General features: G+C 62.6%; 19 protein-coding genes. 11 read left to right on the top strand and 8 right to left on the bottom strand.

Translation table 11 applies throughout. The features are described from left to right. Window positions 1–136: 136 nt before the first annotated feature. The gene (locus JQ604_RS10500; protein WP_212356279.1) at window positions 137–1690 is read left to right on the top strand and encodes an anti-phage dCTP deaminase; all 1554 of its coding nucleotides are present in this window, start codon (window positions 137–139) and stop codon (window positions 1688–1690) included. Window positions 1691–1903: 213 nt separating this feature from the next. On the opposite strand, the gene socB is transcribed toward JQ604_RS10500, so the two are convergent. After that, a complete protein-coding gene (gene socB / locus JQ604_RS10495) occupies window positions 1904–2614 on the bottom strand; it encodes a type VI toxin-antitoxin system SocB family DNA replication inhibitor toxin (RefSeq protein WP_212356276.1) in 711 nt (236 codons plus the stop codon). Continuing rightward, a complete protein-coding gene (gene socA, locus JQ604_RS10490) occupies window positions 2586–3140 on the bottom strand; it encodes a type VI toxin-antitoxin system SocA family antitoxin (RefSeq protein ID WP_212356273.1) in 555 nt (184 codons plus the stop codon). The genes socB and socA overlap by 29 nt, the downstream gene beginning before the upstream one ends. A gap of 288 nt (window positions 3141–3428) precedes the next feature. Between socA and glyA the strand changes: the two genes are divergently transcribed. The 8 genes from glyA (at window position 3429) to JQ604_RS10450 (ending at window position 11566) form a co-directional block, all read left to right on the top strand. After that, on the top strand, window positions 3429–4730 hold the full coding sequence (glyA, locus tag JQ604_RS10485) for a serine hydroxymethyltransferase (protein WP_212356270.1): 1302 nt from the start codon (window positions 3429–3431) through the stop codon (window positions 4728–4730). Window positions 4731–4813: 83 nt separating this feature from the next. After that, window positions 4814–5296 (top strand): transcriptional regulator NrdR, encoded by a 483-nt coding sequence (gene nrdR / locus JQ604_RS10480; RefSeq protein WP_212356267.1) that lies wholly within the window; start codon window positions 4814–4816, stop codon window positions 5294–5296. Next, window positions 5293–6444: a bifunctional diaminohydroxyphosphoribosylaminopyrimidine deaminase/5-amino-6-(5-phosphoribosylamino)uracil reductase RibD gene (gene ribD / locus JQ604_RS10475; protein ID WP_212356264.1), complete on the top strand. Its 1152-nt coding sequence runs from the start codon at window positions 5293–5295 to the stop codon at window positions 6442–6444. Before nrdR ends, ribD begins: the two co-directional genes overlap by 4 nt. Beyond that, window positions 6444–7052, top strand: a complete 609-nt coding sequence (locus tag JQ604_RS10470) for a riboflavin synthase (protein WP_212356261.1) — start codon at window positions 6444–6446, stop codon at window positions 7050–7052. The genes ribD and JQ604_RS10470 overlap by 1 nt, the downstream gene beginning before the upstream one ends. 97 nt (window positions 7053–7149) lie before the next feature. After that, a complete protein-coding gene (ribH, locus tag JQ604_RS10465; protein WP_212356258.1) occupies window positions 7150–7641 on the top strand; it encodes a 6,7-dimethyl-8-ribityllumazine synthase in 492 nt (163 codons plus the stop codon). Window positions 7642–7643: 2 nt separating this feature from the next. Further along, a complete protein-coding gene (gene nusB, locus JQ604_RS10460) occupies window positions 7644–8138 on the top strand; it encodes a transcription antitermination factor NusB (RefSeq protein ID WP_212356255.1) in 495 nt (164 codons plus the stop codon). Between the two features lie 98 nt (window positions 8139–8236). Next, on the top strand, window positions 8237–9229 hold the full coding sequence (thiL, locus tag JQ604_RS10455) for a thiamine-phosphate kinase (protein WP_212356252.1): 993 nt from the start codon (window positions 8237–8239) through the stop codon (window positions 9227–9229). 216 nt (window positions 9230–9445) lie between these two features. Beyond that, a complete protein-coding gene (locus tag JQ604_RS10450) occupies window positions 9446–11566 on the top strand; it encodes a sodium-translocating pyrophosphatase (RefSeq protein ID WP_212356249.1) in 2121 nt (706 codons plus the stop codon). Window positions 11567–11687: 121 nt separating this feature from the next. On the opposite strand, the gene JQ604_RS10445 is transcribed toward JQ604_RS10450, so the two are convergent. Together JQ604_RS10445 and JQ604_RS10440 are read right to left on the bottom strand one after the other, a co-directional pair. Continuing rightward, window positions 11688–12107 (bottom strand): carboxymuconolactone decarboxylase family protein, encoded by a 420-nt coding sequence (locus tag JQ604_RS10445; RefSeq protein ID WP_433996237.1) that lies wholly within the window; start codon window positions 12105–12107, stop codon window positions 11688–11690. After that, window positions 12043–12471 (bottom strand): MerR family transcriptional regulator, encoded by a 429-nt coding sequence (locus tag JQ604_RS10440; protein WP_212356245.1) that lies wholly within the window; start codon window positions 12469–12471, stop codon window positions 12043–12045. Before JQ604_RS10440 ends, JQ604_RS10445 begins: the two co-directional genes overlap by 65 nt. A 229-nt stretch (window positions 12472–12700) precedes the next feature. On the opposite strand from JQ604_RS10440, the gene JQ604_RS10435 reads away from it, so the two are divergent. Together JQ604_RS10435 and JQ604_RS10430 are read left to right on the top strand one after the other, a co-directional pair. Continuing rightward, a complete protein-coding gene (locus JQ604_RS10435) occupies window positions 12701–14248 on the top strand; it encodes a peroxidase family protein (protein ID WP_212356242.1) in 1548 nt (515 codons plus the stop codon). A gap of 155 nt (window positions 14249–14403) precedes the next feature. Next, a complete protein-coding gene (locus tag JQ604_RS10430; RefSeq protein ID WP_212356239.1) occupies window positions 14404–14559 on the top strand; it encodes a hypothetical protein in 156 nt (51 codons plus the stop codon). 50 nt (window positions 14560–14609) lie between these two features. On the opposite strand, the gene JQ604_RS10425 is transcribed toward JQ604_RS10430, so the two are convergent. The 4 genes from JQ604_RS10425 to JQ604_RS10410 all read right to left on the bottom strand — a co-directional run bounded on the left by JQ604_RS10425 (window position 14610) and on the right by JQ604_RS10410 (window position 17309). Beyond that, entirely contained in the window at window positions 14610–15101 is a 492-nt protein-coding gene (locus JQ604_RS10425; protein WP_212356236.1) for a hypothetical protein, read from the bottom strand. Window positions 15102–15194: 93 nt separating this feature from the next. Beyond that, window positions 15195–16202 carry a Bug family tripartite tricarboxylate transporter substrate binding protein gene (locus JQ604_RS10420; protein WP_212356233.1) on the bottom strand — a complete coding sequence of 336 codons (1008 nt, stop codon included), beginning with the start codon at window positions 16200–16202 and terminating at the stop codon, window positions 15195–15197. Between the two features lie 307 nt (window positions 16203–16509). Continuing rightward, the gene (locus JQ604_RS10415) at window positions 16510–16710 is read right to left on the bottom strand and encodes a hypothetical protein (RefSeq protein ID WP_212356230.1); all 201 of its coding nucleotides are present in this window, start codon (window positions 16708–16710) and stop codon (window positions 16510–16512) included. Window positions 16711–16835: 125 nt separating this feature from the next. Then, complete coding sequence (locus JQ604_RS10410; protein ID WP_349631087.1) at window positions 16836–17309, bottom strand: outer membrane protein assembly factor BamE; 474 nt, start codon at window positions 17307–17309, stop codon at window positions 16836–16838. Window positions 17310–17406: the final 97 nt, after the last annotated feature.

Genomic DNA, 17406 nt, shown 5'->3' with positions numbered 1-17406 from the left:
TGCTCGCGGGGGTCTGGTCCTTTAGTCCTTTGCTTGTTTCAACACGCGTTCGGGCCGTCGGTAATGATACCGACTTGTTTTTCATACGATTTTCCTGTCAGGTTGTCCTCCACATTGCGTTTCAACCAGGAATACTATGCCAATTCAGAAGCGACAGACTGCATTGTTTTCAGTCGACACAGATGTCGATCTGCTCGACGTAGATGACCGCAAGACGGATGAACTTGTCATCGGATTCGTCGGACCAATCGGCTCCGGAATCTCGTATTGCGCGAGCATATTTAGTGAAAAGCTCAAGTCTCAGTTTGGATATGAAGGGAGAACTTTAAAGGTCAGCGCAATCATTAATCAAAGCGCGAAGGTATTGGGCGAAGAAGCGGTAGAATCAAATGACGGTCGTCGTACCGAAAGACTCCAACACTTCGGAACTAAGCTGCGTCAGACTTTTGGAAACACCTACCTCATCGAGAAGATCGTTGCTCAAATAAATTTAGATCGTGGCGCTCGAGAAGGCGATTTGCCAAAACCGCGCCGGCATTTCACGATTGTCGACTCAATCAAGCATCCTGATGAAGTGAAGCGATTGCGAGAGGTGTACGGTGAGACCTTCTGGTTGATCGGCATCTTTGCGCCGGACGAGGTCCGTCGTAGCCGCTTAGTTATGGAGGGGCACAATGAAAACTATATCGTTGAGATATTTAGGCGTGACGAAGATGAAGGAGTGAGGTCCGGCCAGCGTGTTAGAGATGCAATGTTCTTGGGCGACTTTTTCATCCGGAACGATGGCGACAACGACAAGAATTTGAGCCGAACTGTTGATCGCTTCTTGGACGTTATTTTTGCGATCGGAGTCCAAACGCCGACGAAAGACGAAAGCGCGATGTACGCTGCAACATCCGCCGCGGCAGAATCAGCGTGCCTTTCTCGACAAGTCGGGGCCGTTATCGCTAATGCCGAAGGCGACATCATTGGCATGGGTAACAACGATGTCCCGAAGTTTGGTGGCGGTCTTTACTCCCGGGAGGACGGCGATGACGATCATCGTTGCTTCCAATGGCGAGGAAAGATTTGCCATAACGATTCAAGAAAGGAGGAGATACTTTCGCGTATTGCTGTCGCCCTCGGAGAAGCTGGAATTTTTGATTCTAAGAGCGGAGCGGTGGATGCAAAGAAACAGGCTCGCGCAATTAATGTTCTTCATAATTCCGATGTGAAGAACTTGATTGAATTCTCTCGTGCGGTTCACGCGGAAATGGAGGCGATCATTTCCGTGGCAAGGAACGGTAAAGCCGGCCTGATTGGAGGAACGTTGTATTCAACTACCTTCCCGTGTCACAGCTGTGCGAGGCATATTGTTGCTGCCGGCATTCGGCGGGTGATCTACATTGAACCGTACACGAAGAGCTTGGCGCTTAATCTTCACGAGGATACAATTTCAATAAGCGAGGCCGATCTCGGTAAGAAAGTGGTCTTTCTGCAATATGAGGGCGTGGCGCCCAGAAACATGATCCGTCTATTCAAGGATCGCGGCGCTCGAAAGAAAGAAGGTAGGTTGTTGTTAACGAATCGTCACGAAGCTAAGCCTGTATCGCTTGCGCCACTCGATGGCTTCGAGGCTCGTGAGAGATTAGTGGTTGCCAGACTTATGAAGATTGAGGCTGGAAAGACATCGGGAGAGAAGAATGCCTGAACGACGAGATGATCGTCAGTTGCGTTTGTCACTTCCTGCACAAACGAAATCTGAACCTTCCATAAGCAACGCTCAAATTAGCAAGGGAAGCGTCGCCGATTTAGGCGCTGTCCGTACGCAGAGACACGGGACAACTGTCTTGGAACGTGTAATCCGCGAGGGATTCACGAAGCCAACAAAAAATAGCGAACTCTAATTCGACGCAGCAAAACGTCAAATCAATGGACCAGCCCCGCCGCTGGCACGACGTTTTGCAGTCCGCTCAAACAAGATTTCCGACCACATATCGTAGGTTTCCTGGATCATCTCGTTCAGTTCGTCGAAGGTGTAAAGTTCTTCGCCTTCACTGGAAAAAATTCTGAGCTCGCGCGGCTGATCTTTTGCCGAACTAAACTGAAATATGCGTAGGTCCAAGCCCGCGTAATCGGGATCCCGCACACGGATGTTTTCATGCATCATCGAAAAGACAAACCGCCTGCCACGCGCAGTTAGCCTTTTTCCTCGTCGAGGGTCAAAGAACGGAATGAACGATCGGTCTTGAAACGTGACCACTAAGTCCAACCAATATCGCAGCGGATCAGCAATCGAGGTCGAGACCGTTCCGAATGGCCTGTGCCGAGAAAAGCAACTCTGCTGCTGGGCATGTGCATAAAGTGCGGCAGAGACCGCAAGATTGTTCTCAAACTCTACGGTACTCCGACTCTCGTGAAGTACGCGACTATGGACTTGAGCCCACGGTGTAGGGCTGGAGGGAGGAAGCAGATCGTATTGGGTGTTCAGAATGTCAGGGACTGCAAGCCGTGCGGGAAGGTAGGAATACGGAGACCATCCTTCCTTCTGCTGCAGCAGTGCGCGTCGCTTCTCGTCTCGTGGCATCGGCGCGATGCGCGCGAGATCAGTTTCCGGCAATGGGCGAATCTTCATCAGGCTCTCCGTGCCGCGGTGCGGCCGAAACTGTCACCTTGTGAAATTTAAATCGATCGCGAATCACATTGTCAGGTATCCGGAGACCCAGAGCAACGGATGTTTTCGATTTGTTCACAATGTAGTGCCACGGCGCATTGGGGGCATGGGTGATGTCGACCAAGCGACCCGGGGTGATCGTGCCGTATAGCGCAAGTATCTTTCGAACGTGTCTCATAGCGTCAGGAGCGTCGGCGATCGTTGGCAGACGTAGCTCGCCAGTAACGGGGTCTTCGCTCATCGCGCGATCTTTGATCGGTCTTCCTTCAGAAGACCGAAACGATCGATAAACAATGGGATGCACTGGCCCGTACTTCCACGCTTCGAAAAAGCCGCTAACGAGTGGAGTGCCCGTCTCAATGAGAAAGGTGGCGTGGGCAAAGTAGAGCAACTTCTGCAACGCAAGATTGGACAGACGCTGGCCGTTTCCATCGGCTACGTCGAGCATTAGGTTTGCTATCGCCCTAGGATCAAATGGGGCAGACATCGGACAAACTCGGGCGAATCGTAGTTTCGTTTAGCGTATTAACCTTTGAGCTTGCCGGTCGAGCAGAAACAGCAATTTTTCCAAGTTAGATAGGTTTGGCTGGGTGCTGCTATCGCCCCCTCCCAAATCCCCGCCATCCCCACCATATCTGGCATAATTGGCACCCCGGGACCGCAACGGCTTGGCCATTCCGGGGCGATGTGATATCGCTCTGCGACCAGCTTCGACCGCCACTCGTGACCGCCCGCATTCCGGCTAAAGGCTTGCGGCGGTGGAGATATTTCGCCGATGACCTCTTCGACCAAGACCGCTTCTGCGCCCGACTCCTTCTTCACGGCTGGACTTGCCGAGGCCGATCCGGAGATCGCAGCCGCGATCAAGGGTGAGCTCGGCCGGCAGCGCCATGAGATCGAGCTGATCGCCTCCGAGAACATCGTCAGCCGGGCCGTGCTGGAGGCCCAGGGCTCGGTGATGACCAACAAGTATGCGGAAGGGTATCCGGGCGCGCGCTACTATGGCGGTTGCGAATGGGTCGACGTCGCCGAGAAGCTGGCGATCGAGCGTGCCAAGAAGCTGTTCGGCGCCGGCTTCGCCAACGTGCAGCCGAACTCGGGCAGCCAGATGAACCAGGCGGTGTTCCTGGCGCTGCTGCAGCCTGGCGACACCTTCATGGGCCTCGACCTCGCCGCCGGCGGCCATCTCACCCATGGCTCGCCTGTCAACATGTCCGGCAAGTGGTTCAAGGCCGCGCACTACACCGTGCGCCGCGAGGACCAGATCATCGACATGGACGAGGTCGCGAAGCAGGCCGAGCAGGTCAAGCCGAAGCTGATCATCGCCGGCGGCTCGGCCTATTCGCGCGCCTGGGACTTCAAGCGCTTCCGCGAGATCGGCGACAGCGTCGGCGCGTATCTCTTGGTCGACATGGCGCATTTCGCCGGCCTCGTCGCCGGCGGCGTGCATGCCTCGCCGGTGCCTTACGCGCACGTCACCACCACCACGACGCACAAGTCGCTGCGCGGCCCGCGCGGCGGCCTGATCCTCACCAACGACGAGACGCTGGCCAAGAAGCTGAACTCGGCGATCTTCCCGGGCCTGCAGGGCGGCCCGCTGATGCATGTGATCGCCGCCAAGGCGGTCGCGTTCGGCGAGGCGCTGCGTCCGGACTTCAAGATCTACGCCAAGAACGTGGTCGAGAATGCCAAGGCGCTCGCCGAGACGCTGCGCGGCCATGGCCTCGACATCGTGTCCGGCGGCACCGACAACCATCTGATGCTGGTCGACCTCCGCCCGAAGGGCCTGAAGGGCAACGTCTCCGAGAAGGCGCTGGTGCGCGCCGCGATCACCTGCAACAAGAACGGCATCCCCTACGATCCCGAAAAGCCGTTCGTGACCTCGGGCCTGCGCCTCGGCACGCCGGCCGCGACCACGCGCGGCTTCGGCGTCGCCGAGTTCAAGCAGGTCGGCGGCATGATCGCGGAAGTGCTGAACGCCCTGGCGCAGTCGGCCGACGGCCAGGCGCCGCTGGTGGAAGCCGCGATCAAGGAGCGCGTGAAGGCGCTGACGGATCGTTTCCCGATCTATCAGTAAGCACGCGCATGATCCGGAAAAGTGGGTACCGGTTTTCCGACAAGATCATGCGCAAACAAAAGACCTCTTAGGAATCTCGTTGGATGCGTTGTCCGAGCTGCAACAGTCTTGATACGCAGGTGAAGGACTCGCGTCCGACCGAGGATTCCGCCGTGATCCGCAGGCGGCGCGTGTGCATCGCCTGCAATTTCCGCTTCACCACCTTCGAGCGCGTGCAGCTGCGCGAGCTCACCGTGATCAAGCGCAACGGACGGCGCGTGCCGTTCGACCGCGACAAGCTGGTGCGCTCGCTGCAGATCTCCCTGCGCAAGCGTCCGGTGGAGTCCGAGCGGGTGGAGAAGATGGTCTCGACCATCGTGCGCGAGCTCGAAAGCGGCGGCGAGGCGGAAATCTCCTCGGAGGCGATCGGCGAGATAGTGATGGAGCATCTGCGCCAGCTCGACGACGTCGCCTATGTCCGCTTCGCCTCGGTCTATCGCAATTTCCGCGAGGCCAAGGATTTCGAGGCGGTGCTGGACGAGCTGACCGGCGAAGAGGATCCGCGGGTCGCGACGTTGCGCAAATGATCTTCCGCATTCTGGAAGACCAGTACGCCGAGAAAATCAAACAGGCAAAAGCCGCCGACCAGCGATTCATGGAGCTGGCGCTCGCGCTCGGCCGCCGCGGGCTGGGGCGGACCTGGCCCAATCCGGCCGTCGGCGCCGTCGTGGTCAAGGACGGCGTGATCGTCGGCCGAGGCTGGACGCAGGCCGGGGGGAGGCCGCATGCCGAGGTCGAGGCGCTGCGCCGGGCGGGGCAGGCGGCGCGCGGCGCAACGCTCTATGTCACGCTGGAGCCGTGCTCGCATTTCGGCCGCTCGCCGCCTTGCGCGGACGCGGTGATCGCGGCCGGCATTGCGCGCGTGGTGTCGGCGATCGAGGATCCCAATCCGGAAGTGGGCGGGCAGGGGCATGCGCGGTTGCGCGCAGCTGACATCACCGTCGATCTCGGGCTCGGTGCTGCGGACGCCGCGCGTGACCATGCCGGGCATTTCCGCCGCATCACAGACAAGCGTCCGCATGTGATCCTCAAGCTTGCGGTGTCCGCGGACGACAAGATTGGCGCGGCCGGCCACAAGCCGGTGGCGATATCAGGTGAAGCGGCGCGGACGCGGGTGCATCTGCTGCGCGCGCAATGCGACGCGATTTTGGTCGGGATCGGCACGGTGCTCGCTGACGATCCGATGCTGACCTGCCGCCTGCCGGGCATGGCAGCGCGCTCGCCGGTGCGGGTCGTGCTGGACCGCGCGTTGCGGCTGCCGGGCGCCAGCCGGATGGTGCATTCGGCGCGCGAGACGCCGCTCTGGGTGATGACCTCGGATTTCGCCGAGGCACCTGCTGCGATGGCGCTCGGCGCCGCCGGGGCGCAGGTGATGCGCGTGCAGCCGTCGGCCAATCCGCCGGGGCTCGATCTGCCTGATGTGCTGCATACGCTCGCGGAGAAGGGGATTTCGCGGCTGATGGTCGAGGGCGGGGCGCGCGTGGCAGAATCTTTCATCGCGGCGGGCCTGGTCGATGAAATCTGGCTGTTGCGTGGGCGGGATACGATCGGCGCCGATGGCGTTCCTGCGCTCGGCGCATTGCCGCTGGCCGCAATCACGCAGTCGCAGGCCTTCAGGCTTCGTGCTAGCGAGAGCCTCGCCAAGGACAGTTTGACGATTTACGAGCGCGCCTGATGTTTACCGGAATAGTCACCGATGTCGGTGAGATCACAGCCCTGACGCCGGTGGCGCAGGGGCAATTGCATCGGATGCGGATCGGCTGCCGCTACGACCAGACGACCATCGCCGATGGCGCCTCGATCGCCTGCAACGGGGTCTGCCTCACCGTGGTCGCCTCCGGCGTCGAGGGTGACAGGACCTGGTTCGATGTCGATGCCGCGGCCGAAACGCTCGGCATGACCACGGCCAAGCATTGGGCGAAGGGAACGCGGCTCAACCTCGAGCGCGCGCTGAAGATCGGCGACGAGCTCGGCGGCCATATCGTGGCTGGTCATGCCGACGGCGTCGCCACCATCGTCAAGCGCGACGATCTGCCCGACATGGCGCGCTTCGAGCTGAGGACCACGCGGGAGCTGGCGCGGTTCATCGCGACCAAGGGTTCGATCACGCTGGACGGTGTGTCGCTGACTGTGAATACGGTCGACGATGTCACGTTTTCGGTGCTGATCATCCCGCATACTCTGAGTGTGACGACGCTGGGCGGCTGGAAGGCCGGCAGCGAGGTCAATATCGAAGTGGACCTGATGGCCCGCTATGCGGCCAGGCTGTCGGAAATGAAGTAGCAGCGCCCTTGGCTTTGCCTGCTGGCGCGAGTACATACGCGCACCGTTGACATCCAGCGTTATTGATAAATGTCAACGATATGAAATGGATACAGAGATGGCTGACGCACGGCGTGCACCCCTGAAGGACCAGACCGACATTTCCGGCGCGCGCGTGCTGATCGTCGAGGCGCGGTTCTATGACGACATCCAGGATGCGCTGCTGGAAGGCGCGGTGACCGAGATCAAGGCGGCCGGTGCGACCCATGAGGTGATCACGGTGCCCGGCGCACTGGAGATCCCGGCGGCGATCGCGATCGCGATCGATGCCGCCGCCGAGAAGGGCAAGCCGTATGACGCGGCGATCGCGCTCGGCTGCGTGGTGCGCGGCGATACCATCCATTTCGAGATCGTCTCGCAGGAATCCTCGCGCGGCCTGATGGACCTTGCCATCGCGCGCAAATTCCCGCTCGGCAACGGCATCCTCACCGTCAACACCGAGGCGCAGGCGTGGGCGCGGGCCCGCGCCAGCGAACTCAACAAGGGCGGCGATGCCGCGCGCGCGGCGCTCGCGATGCTGCGCATCAAGCGCCGGCTGGCAAAGGCTTGATCATGGCTGACAGCAAGAAGCCGGCGAAAGGTCCCGACAAGAAAGCCAACCGGCGCGGTGCCGCGCGGCTCGCGGCCGTCCAGGCGCTCTACCAGATGGACATCGGCGGCGCCGGGATCAACGACATCTTCGCCGAGTTCGAGAGCCACTGGCTCGGCAACGAGGTCGAGGGCGACAAGTACCTGCCGGCCGAAGCCGCGTTCTTCCGCGACGTGGTGTCGGGCGTGGTGCGCGACCAGGCCAAGCTCGATCCGCTGATCGACGACGCCCTGCAGAAGGGCTGGCCGCTGAAGCGCATCGACGCGATCCTGCGCGCGGTGCTGCGCGCCGGCTCCTATGAGCTGGAGCACCGCAAGGACGTGCCGGGCCGCGTCGTCGTCTCCGAATATGTCGACGTCGCGCACGCCTTCGTCGAGAAGGACGAGACCGGCATGGTCAACGCCGTGCTCGACCAGATCGCCCGCCAGTTCCGCGCCGACGAGTTCGTGCGGGGATAACTGCCTATTCCGGTGTCATCACCCGCGAATGCGGGTGATCCAGTACGCCGCGGCGGTTATGATAACGGGCGATGACAGCTGAGGGTGCGGCGCGCTTCATGACCAATCGTCAAGACAAGCACTCCGGCGAAGACTCCCTCATCGCGCGCTATTTCAAGCCGCTCGCGACCGATCCCGGCGCGTTCAAGCTCGACGATGATGCCGCGGCGCTGATGCCCACCGGCGACGACATCGTCGTCACCACCGACGCCATCGTCGAGGGCGTGCACTTCCTGCCCGACGATCCCCCGGACACGCTGGCGCGCAAGGCGCTGCGGGTGAACCTCTCCGACATCGCGGCCAAGGGCGCGGTGCCGGCCGGCTTTGTGCTGACGCTGGCGCTGCGCGCGGTAGAGGAGGGCTGGCTGAAGCCGTTCGCGCAGGCGCTCGGCGAGGATGCGGCGCGCTATCGCTGTCCGCTGCTCGGCGGCGACACCGTGTCGACGCCGGGGCCGCTGATGATCTCGATCACCGCGTTCGGACGCGTGCCGCCCGGCAAGATGGTGCATCGCTCCGGCGCTAGGGCCGGCGATCAGGTGGTGGTGACAGGCACGATCGGTGACGCCGCGCTCGGCCTCGACGTGCTCAAGGGCGGGGCGGCGGCATCGCTCGGCGCCGGCGACCGTGACGCGTTGGCCATGCGGTATCGGGTGCCGCAGCCGCGCAATGCGATTGCGACCGTCGTGCGCGACCACGCCAGCGCAGCGATGGACGTCTCCGACGGGCTCGCCGGCGACCTGACGAAGCTCTGCGCGGCCTCCGGCGTCTCCGCCATCATCAATGTGCCGAAGATCCCGCTGTCGCAGGCTGCCTCCGCGCTGCTGGCGCGCAAGGCGATCGGCATCGAGACCCTGATCGCGGGCGGCGACGACTATGAGCTGCTGTGCACCGTCCCCGGCGATCGCGTCGCGCCTTTCATCCAGGCTGCCCGCCGCCTGGGCGTCGAGGCGACCGCGATCGGGGGAATCATCGCAGGCCACGCGCCGCCGAGTTTTCTCGATGCCCAGGGCAGGGAACTGGTGCTGAAACGGCTGTCCTACAGCCATTTCTAGGATTTGGGCCGAAACCTTCGACTTTCCTTCTAAATACCTGCCGAAATCGGTCTTTGCGGCCTTTGGTGGCGTTGCACAGGGATGGCGATTTTGGCAAGGTCGCGCCCGATTTGAGGCGGCCCTTTTTGGGGAGGGTCGATCTCTTCGAATAAGCGCCTGCCGCTCTGCGGAAAATAACGGCGCGGGGGTACATCAAGGATCTGAGGCAAAATTCACATGACAGCTCTATGGGTGATTGTGCTCTGCGGGGCGCTTTCGATTGTCTACGCGATCTGGGCTACTTCGTCGGTTCTGAACGCGGATGCGGGCAACGCGCGGATGCAGGAAATTGCAGCCGCGGTGGCCGAAGGCGCGCAGGCCTATCTGCGCCGGCAGTACACCACGATCGGCATGGTCGGCGTCGTGATCTTCATTCTGCTGGCCTTCTTCCTCGGCATGCCGGTGGCGGTTGGCTTCCTGATCGGCGCGGTGCTGTCGGGTGCGGCCGGCTTCATCGGCATGAACGTCTCGGTGCGCGCCAACGTCCGCACCGCGCAGGCGGCGACCACCTCGCTCGCCGGCGGCCTCGAGCTCGCCTTCAAGGCGGGTGCGATCACCGGTCTGCTGGTCGCAGGCCTCGCGCTGCTCGGCGTCACCATCTACTTCATGATCCTGGTCAAGTTCATGGGCCTGGCGGCCGACAGCCGCACCGTGATCGACGCGATGGTCGCGCTCGGCTTCGGCGCCTCGCTGATCTCGATCTTCGCCCGTCTCGGCGGCGGCATCTTCACCAAGGGTGCTGACGTCGGCGGCGACCTCGTCGGCAAGGTCGAGGCCGGCATCCCCGAGGACGATCCGCGGAATCCTGCCACCATCGCCGACAACGTCGGTGACAACGTCGGCGACTGCGCCGGCATGGCGGCCGACCTGTTCGAGACCTATGCGGTGACCGCGGTTGCCACCATGGTGCTGGCCGCGATCTTCTTCGCCAAGACGCCGATCCTGGAGAACATGATGATCCTGCCGCTCGCGATCGGCGGCATCTGCATCATCACCTCGATCATCGGCACGTTCTTCGTCAAACTCGGCGCCAGCCAGTCCATCATGGGCGCGCTGTACAAGGGCCTGATCGCCACCGGCGTGCTGTCGCTGTTCGGCGTCGCCGCCGCCATCAACTGGCTGGTCGGTTTCGGCAAGCTCGCCGGCGTCGAGTACACCGGCATGGCGCTGTTCGAGTGCGGCGTGGTCGGCCTCGTCGTTACCGGCCTGATCATCTGGATCACCGAATACTACACCGGCACCGACTATCGCCCGGTGAAGTCGATTGCCTCGGCCTCGGTCACCGGTCACGGCACCAACGTGATCCAGGGCCTCGCGGTCTCGATGGAAGCAACCGCGATGCCCGCGATTGTGATCATCGCCGGCATCCTCGTCACCTACAGCCTGGCCGGCCTGTTCGGCATCGCGATCGCGACCGCCACCATGCTGGCGCTGGCCGGCATGATCGTCGCGCTCGACGCCTTCGGTCCGGTGACCGACAACGCCGGCGGCATCGCCGAAATGGCCGGCTTGCCGAAGGAAGTGCGCAAGTCGACCGACGCGCTCGACGCGGTCGGCAACACCACCAAGGCGGTGACCAAGGGCTACGCGATCGGCTCCGCCGGTCTCGGCGCGCTGGTGCTGTTTGCGGCCTATAACCAGGACCTCAAATTCTTCATCGCCGACTCCGCCAACCACGCCTACTTCAAGGGCGTCAATCCGGACTTCTCGCTCAACAACCCCTACGTGGTTGTGGGCCTCCTGTTCGGCGGCCTGCTGCCGTATCTGTTCGGCGCGATGGGCATGACGGCCGTTGGCCGTGCGGCCGGCGCGATCGTCGAGGAGGTGCGTCGCCAGTTCCGCGAGAAGCCGGGCATCATGCAGGGCACCGACAAGCCGGATTACGGCAAGGCGGTCGACCTGCTGACCCGCGCGGCGATCAAGGAAATGATCATCCCCTCGCTGCTGCCGGTGCTGTCTCCGATCGTGGTCTACTTCCTGATCTACGCGATCGCGGGCGGCGGTGCGGCCGGCAAGTCGGCGGCATTCTCCGCGGTCGGCGCCATGCTGCTCGGCGTGATCGTCACCGGTCTCTTCGTCGCGATCTCGATGACCTCGGGCGGCGGCGCCTGGGACAACGCCAAGAAGTACATCGAGGACGGCCACTACGGCGGCAAGGGCAGTGATGCCCACAAGTCCGCGGTGACCGGCGACACCGTCGGCGATCCCTACAAGGACACGGCGGGCCCGGCGGTGAACCCGATGATCAAGATCACCAACATCGTGGCGCTGCTCTTGCTCGCGATCCTCGCGCACTGAGCAGTCTAGCATTCACAGTGAAAGCCCCGCGGCCTCGCCGCGGGGTTCTTCTTTTGGCGGGTCGTCTGCTGCGCGGGCGCCGCCGCTCTGCGTCGGCCGCGCGACTGCAGCGCCCGAAGGCTCATGTCTTGGCTGCCGGTCCATGCCCAGCCACCTGTGCGAACACCTCCTTCGCGGCAAACAGTCCGTTGAGCGCGGCCGGGAACCCGGCATAGACGGCCATCTGGATCAGGATCTCAACGATCTCGTCGCGGGTGAGCCCGACATTCAGACCGGCCTCGATATGGACCTTGAGTTGAGGCGCGGCGTTTCCCATGGCAGCAAGCGCTGCAATCGTCGCGATTTCGCGCGAACGCAGGTCGAGTCCCGGCCGTGAATAGATGTCGCCAAATGGAAACTCAAAGATGTAGGTGGCGAAGTCGGGGGCAATATCGGCGAGCGCGGCCACGACCTTGTGGCCGGCCTGTCCATCGATTTCACCGAGCGCGCGGTGACCGCGCTCCAACCGGCTTTCGCCGGCGCTGGGGAAGTGCTGCATCATAGTCTTTCATCCTCTGTTCCACTTCGGCATAACCGCCGATCTTGGTGTCGAGGACGAGGAGACAAGCGTTCAGTTCGTCGACACGGGTACGCACGCGTTCGCGATGCCGTTCCAGCAGTGCGCGCCGCGCGGGCTCCGTGTCGCTGCCTCGCTCGCGAAGCTCCGCGTATTGGAGCATTTCCCGGATCGGCATGCCGGTCGTCTTCAAACGACCGAGAAACTCGATCCAGAGCAGGATCGAGGCATCGTAATCGCGTCGGCTGGATCGGTCCCTGTCCGCGTAGGGCAACAGCCCAATCCGCTCGTAGTAGCGGATCGTATGGGTTGTCAGCCCCGAACGCCTTGCCAGTTCGCCGATCTTCATGCCCGCGTGTCTCTCGTCACGACGCACGGGAAGTTACGAGTTCGAGCGCACTCTAAGTCAAGAGACATTCCGCAGCCCACCTCCACGTTTGATGCGTCCCAGCGCTGTCGATATGTCGCAGCAGTCGATATGCCGCGGCCAACTGTGAAATCAATTACAGATTGTGTCTCCGATAAAATTTACCTCCGGGCGTGATCAGCGTGGATCACTTCGCCCCATGGAGGTAAGCATGACGCAAGTTGCGAATACCAACCCAAGGCACGGCAGAGCAGGGCGCCACCCGACCAAAGCCGGTCTCAGGCCCTTCAAGGACAATGCCGACCCCGGCCTGTTCGGCCGCATGTTCGATCTGCCGGCGCTCAACGTCGCCGACGACAAGCTGCGCAAGCTCGCAGACGCGATGCGCGACGCCCAGCCCAACAGCCCGGGCGGCGACAATCCCAACATTCCCTCCGGCTTCACCTATCTCGGCCAGTTCGTCGATCACGACATTACGCTCGACCTGACCTCGATCGCGGAGAAGCAGGAGGATCCGCACGCCACGCAGAACTTCCGCACGCCGCGGCTCGACCTCGACAGCATCTATGGGCTCGGCCCCGACGGCAGCCCGCAGCTCTACGCGCGCGATCCCGGCAATCCCACCCAGCCCGGCGCGAAATTCCTGCTCGGCAAGACCGCGGCGACGCCGCGGGCGGCGGGTGATTTCCCCAACGACCTGCCGCGCAATTCGCAAGGGCGGGCGCTGATCGGCGATCACCGCAATGACGAGAACCTGCTGGTCGCGCAGACCCACCTCGCATTCCTCAAGTTCCACAACAAGGTGGTGGATCGGCTCAGTGCCGGCCCCACTCCGCCGCCCACCGACAAGCTGTTCTCGGAAGCGCGCAAGCAGGTCACCTGGCACTATCAATGGATGGTGCTGCACGACTTCGTCGAGCGCCTCACCGAGACCGGCATCGTCAAGAAGATCCTGCATGAAGGGCGGAAGTTCTATCGCTTCCAGAAGGTGCCCTACATGCCGGTCGAGTTCTCGGCCGCCGCCTATCGGCTCGGCCACAGCATGGTGCGCGAGTTCTACAGTCACAACCATGTCTTCACGCCGGGCGGATTCACCTCGGCGTCGCTGAAGCTCGAATTCGCGTTCTCCGGCCTGTCCGGCCTGATCATGGGGCAGGACGCGGCCACCTTGCCGTCACTGCCCGGCCTGCCGCCGAATGTCGCGACGCTGCCGACCGACTGGATCATCGACTGGAGCCGCTTCTACGAGTTCGATCCGCCGGTGGCGCCGACGCCGCTGTTCCTGTTCAACCATTCGCGCAAGATCGATCCGCTGCTCGTCGCGCAGCTGCATGATCTGCCGGGCGGCGGCGGCAGCCTGCCGGACCGCAACCTCAGGCGCGGCGTGCATCTCGGCCTGCCGTCGGGGCAGGACGTGGCGCGCGTGATGGGCATCACCGCACTGACGCCGGCGGAGATCGGGACCGGGCCTGACGGCGCGGTGGCCGCGGCCGAGGGTTTGGATCAGAAGACGCCGCTCTGGTACTACATCCTGAAAGAGGCGCAGGTGAAGAGCGGCGGGCTGCGGCTTGGCCCGGTCGGCGCGCGCATCGTGGCCGAAGTCTTCATCGGCCTTGTCGCCGGCGACACCCAGTCGTTCCTCAGCGATCCCAGCTGGAAGCCGACCCTGCCGGCGAAGACGCCGGGCACCTTCCTGATGAGCGACTTGCTGCGCTTCGTCGGCGACATCAGCCCGATCGATGGGGTGACGACGGGGTAGGGCGTCACGGAGATCACTGACCATCGTTGCGCAGTTGTTGCTTGCGCACCGAGCGAAACTCGTCAAATGGAGAGCCCCGCGGTGCGAGCCGCGGGGTTTTTGCCTGGCATCGACCTCGTTTGCTCCGCATCCGAGAACCAGCACGGAGATCGATCATGTCGCTTTCATCCGCCCGGAATTATGCTCTCCGCGCTTCCAAGTCGCAGGACCAGAAGGAGGCCGCCGAGTTGTTGTCCAAGGCCATCCTCGAGCTGGCTTTGGCGATCGAAGCCACCGATGCCAAGCTCAAGAAGATCAACAAGTCGTCCTGAAGCGCGATGAGATCAGGCTGAATCGTCATCGCATCGGGCGACGTCGTCGATCAGCTCTGTCCAATCTTGCGCAGGCCGATGGTTTTGCCCGTGGCGGTGCGAACAGACATCATCATCGCGCCGCGAGAGGTGACATCGTCCGGAAATTTGAACGAGAAGCCACATTTCCCGGTTGCGAAACCGGCCTTGAGCACATCCCCCCGAGAGGCGTCCGCCGTGACGGAGGCAAGATGCGTCGCGTCCAGCAAGATGTCGAGGACGACGGGGGTCTCCGGAATGTCCTTGTAGTAGATCCAACCGGAAACCCGCTGGTCGGTGAAGACGTCGACGTGGCACATCAGGTTCGACCGCTTGAGCCGTTCCGCGAGCGCCCGATCGAGAATGTCGATGTCCTGCTGGATGGACTTCCGCGTCACCGTGTAGGCAGGCTGCTTCGCAAGCTGGTCGAGCAGTCGCACACGGTGTTCTTTTTGCTGCTCCAGCGCGGTGTAATTCCGCATCTTGACGTAGAGGGCGACAACCGCCTCAAACCCTTCAGCCATAGCCCCCAGTCCCCGATTATTTCTTCAAATTATCGGTTGAGGGTAGCAATGGCTGGTACCTTCTGTCCACCGGTCGCGCCCTTGAATGGAGGCTTACTTCACCTCCATCTGCAGCCCTTCCTTCTCGATGATCGCGGCGAACTTCTTGGTCTCCGCGTCCACGAACTCGGAAAACTGCTGCGGTGTACCGTAGTCGGCGCGGGCGCCCATGCCGGCGACGTTCTTCTTGACGTCGTCGCGCTCGAGCATCGCCTTCACTTGCTTGTTGAGCTCGTCGAGAACGGGCGCCGGCGCGGTCTTCGGCAGGAACACGCCGAACCAGGAGGAGACGTCGAACTTGGCGAGCTCGGCTGCGCTCTCGCGCATGGTCGGCAGGTTGGGCGCGGAATCGCTGCGCTCTTGTGTGGTGACGCAGAGGCCGTTGAGCTTGCCGTCCTGCACCTGCGGCAGGGAGGGATAGAGGTTGTCGAACAGGATCTGGATGTCGCCGGCAAGGCCGGCCTGCAATGCGGGGCCGGCGCCGCGGAACGGCACATGGGTCATCTTCAATCCGGTGAGCTGCAGGAACCAGGCGCCGGTGAGGTGAGGGCTCTGCCCGGTGCCGGACGAGCCGTAGGTGAGCTTGTCCGGGTTCTTCTTCAGATAGTCGATCAGCTCGGGGATCGACTTGATGCCGGTCGCCGGATGCGCCGAGACGATGTTGGGAATCCGGATCATGTTGCTGACCGGCTGCAGCTGATCCGCCTTGTAGGTGAGATTCCTGAAGATGCTGTAGGCGATCGCGTTCGGCCCCGGGTTGCCAATCAGGATGGTGTGGCCGTCGCCCTTGGCGCGCACGACTTCCGACGTGCCGATGGTGCCGCCGGCGCCCGAACGATTTTCGACCACCACCGACTGGCCCCAGATCGGCTGCAGATGCGCCGCGAGCAGGCGTCCCATCACGTCGGTCGAGCCGCCGGCGGCGGCCGGCACGATGAGCCGCACCGTCTCGGTCGGCCGCCAGTCGCCGGCGCCGAGGCTGGCGCGCGGCACGATCGCAGCAGCCGTGATGCCGGCTGCGCCTGCCAATACCGTGCGGCGGGAAAATCGTTTGCTTGTCATGTGCTTACTCCCCAGCTCAAGCCTTCTTTTGCAGGCGAGCGTAGGGGAGCGCTTGCCCCTCGGGCAAGCGGCGACTTGGCGCAGCGCGTCAGCCGTTCGTCTACGTTCCCCAGATGCTGCGCAGCGTGCCGCGCTTGGCGGCGCGGTGCGCTGCTGTTCCGGGTCTATCGGGGAGGTCGGTCCCCGTTCAGCACTGCGGCACGTCCCGCCGCAGTGTGCCCGGGACGCGAGAGCGCCGCACGATGAGGGCGCACGCATCGCTGACGCGCGAGTTCTGACCCGCTGCGTCGGCCTGCACCCGGTGCGCTTACCCTTGCCCTTGGGTCAATTGCTGCAAGATCTGTTGAAACATTTGGGCCGGGTCGCTTTGACCGCCCGATGCGCCTTCGCCATTGCTGGCGGGCCGCACTGTGTATGCCGCCAAAGGGAGACTCAACAAGCCACCAGACACCGCATCGAGCTCGCGCTCACCCAGAACGTCGCTCGTCGCATTGATTGCATCAGTCATCGCATGCCTCCTTGAGTCGGCGCGATCATCCGACGCCGATGCGACCACATTTGGCATCACCGCTCTCGTCGGTATGTGACGGTGATCACACAAAGTGCCTGATGTGGAAGCGTTTGCGGCGATGCCTAGTTGAAGCTGAGCAGCTTGAACAGCGGCGTCAGGTAGGACATCTCCTGACCCGAGGTCGGCGTGGTGCGGCTGATGAAGTCGAAGATCTTGCCGTCCTGCAGGCCGTAATTGGCCAGACGCCGCACCTGCCGGTTCTTGTCGAAATAGATCGCGATCACGCGCTGGTCGACGACCTTCTGGTTCATGAAGGCGATCGGGCGCTCGGAGCGCTGTGAGATGTAATAGAACACCTCGCCGTCCAGCGTCGCGACGGTGGAGGGCGTGCCCATCACGATCAGCACCTGGTCCTGGCTGGCGCCGATCGGAATCTGCTCCAGCGCGCCCTGCGGCAGGATGTAGCCCTTCTGGAATTGCTCGCCGGTGCAGGCGCCGAGCACGGCGCAGGTCAGCGCAATCACCGCGGCGGCGCGGAAGCGCGAAACGAAGCCGCGTGTGGCCACGCGAGGCTGTCTTTGGATAGATAAGGTCATTGGCGGAACTAATCCGTCCCCTTGCATCGCGCGAGGCGTTGACGTACCGGGCAGCTCAATCGATTGCAATACAGGTGAGCCGCCGCAAGGCGACCCA

This window comes from Bradyrhizobium jicamae (genome assembly GCF_018130695.1).
Classification (GTDB): domain Bacteria; phylum Pseudomonadota; class Alphaproteobacteria; order Rhizobiales; family Xanthobacteraceae; genus Bradyrhizobium; species Bradyrhizobium jicamae_B.
Note: the sequence above shows the minus strand (reverse complement) of the source record. Positions and strands in the feature narration are given on the sequence as shown.

Excerpts from the sequence above, each read along its gene's own strand:
- JQ604_RS10500 (WP_212356279.1), top strand. The coding sequence starts at position 137 with ATGCCAATTCAGAAGCGACAGACTGCATTGTTTTCAGTCGACACAGAT.
- socB (WP_212356276.1), bottom strand. The coding sequence starts at position 2,614 with ATGAAGATTCGCCCATTGCCGGAAACTGATCTCGCGCGCATCGCGCCG.
- socA (WP_212356273.1), bottom strand. The coding sequence starts at position 3,140 with ATGTCTGCCCCATTTGATCCTAGGGCGATAGCAAACCTAATGCTCGAC.
- glyA (WP_212356270.1), top strand. The coding sequence starts at position 3,429 with ATGACCTCTTCGACCAAGACCGCTTCTGCGCCCGACTCCTTCTTCACG.
- nrdR (WP_212356267.1), top strand. The coding sequence starts at position 4,814 with ATGCGTTGTCCGAGCTGCAACAGTCTTGATACGCAGGTGAAGGACTCG.
- ribD (WP_212356264.1), top strand. The coding sequence starts at position 5,293 with ATGATCTTCCGCATTCTGGAAGACCAGTACGCCGAGAAAATCAAACAG.
- JQ604_RS10470 (WP_212356261.1), top strand. The coding sequence starts at position 6,444 with ATGTTTACCGGAATAGTCACCGATGTCGGTGAGATCACAGCCCTGACG.
- ribH (WP_212356258.1), top strand. The coding sequence starts at position 7,150 with ATGGCTGACGCACGGCGTGCACCCCTGAAGGACCAGACCGACATTTCC.
- nusB (WP_212356255.1), top strand. The coding sequence starts at position 7,644 with ATGGCTGACAGCAAGAAGCCGGCGAAAGGTCCCGACAAGAAAGCCAAC.
- thiL (WP_212356252.1), top strand. The coding sequence starts at position 8,237 with ATGACCAATCGTCAAGACAAGCACTCCGGCGAAGACTCCCTCATCGCG.
- JQ604_RS10450 (WP_212356249.1), top strand. The coding sequence starts at position 9,446 with ATGACAGCTCTATGGGTGATTGTGCTCTGCGGGGCGCTTTCGATTGTC.
- JQ604_RS10445 (WP_433996237.1), bottom strand. The coding sequence starts at position 12,107 with ATGATGCAGCACTTCCCCAGCGCCGGCGAAAGCCGGTTGGAGCGCGGT.
- JQ604_RS10440 (WP_212356245.1), bottom strand. The coding sequence starts at position 12,471 with ATGAAGATCGGCGAACTGGCAAGGCGTTCGGGGCTGACAACCCATACG.
- JQ604_RS10435 (WP_212356242.1), top strand. The coding sequence starts at position 12,701 with ATGACGCAAGTTGCGAATACCAACCCAAGGCACGGCAGAGCAGGGCGC.
- JQ604_RS10430 (WP_212356239.1), top strand. The coding sequence starts at position 14,404 with ATGTCGCTTTCATCCGCCCGGAATTATGCTCTCCGCGCTTCCAAGTCG.
- JQ604_RS10425 (WP_212356236.1), bottom strand. The coding sequence starts at position 15,101 with ATGGCTGAAGGGTTTGAGGCGGTTGTCGCCCTCTACGTCAAGATGCGG.
- JQ604_RS10420 (WP_212356233.1), bottom strand. The coding sequence starts at position 16,202 with ATGACAAGCAAACGATTTTCCCGCCGCACGGTATTGGCAGGCGCAGCC.
- JQ604_RS10415 (WP_212356230.1), bottom strand. The coding sequence starts at position 16,710 with ATGACTGATGCAATCAATGCGACGAGCGACGTTCTGGGTGAGCGCGAG.
- JQ604_RS10410 (WP_349631087.1), bottom strand. The coding sequence starts at position 17,309 with ATGACCTTATCTATCCAAAGACAGCCTCGCGTGGCCACACGCGGCTTC.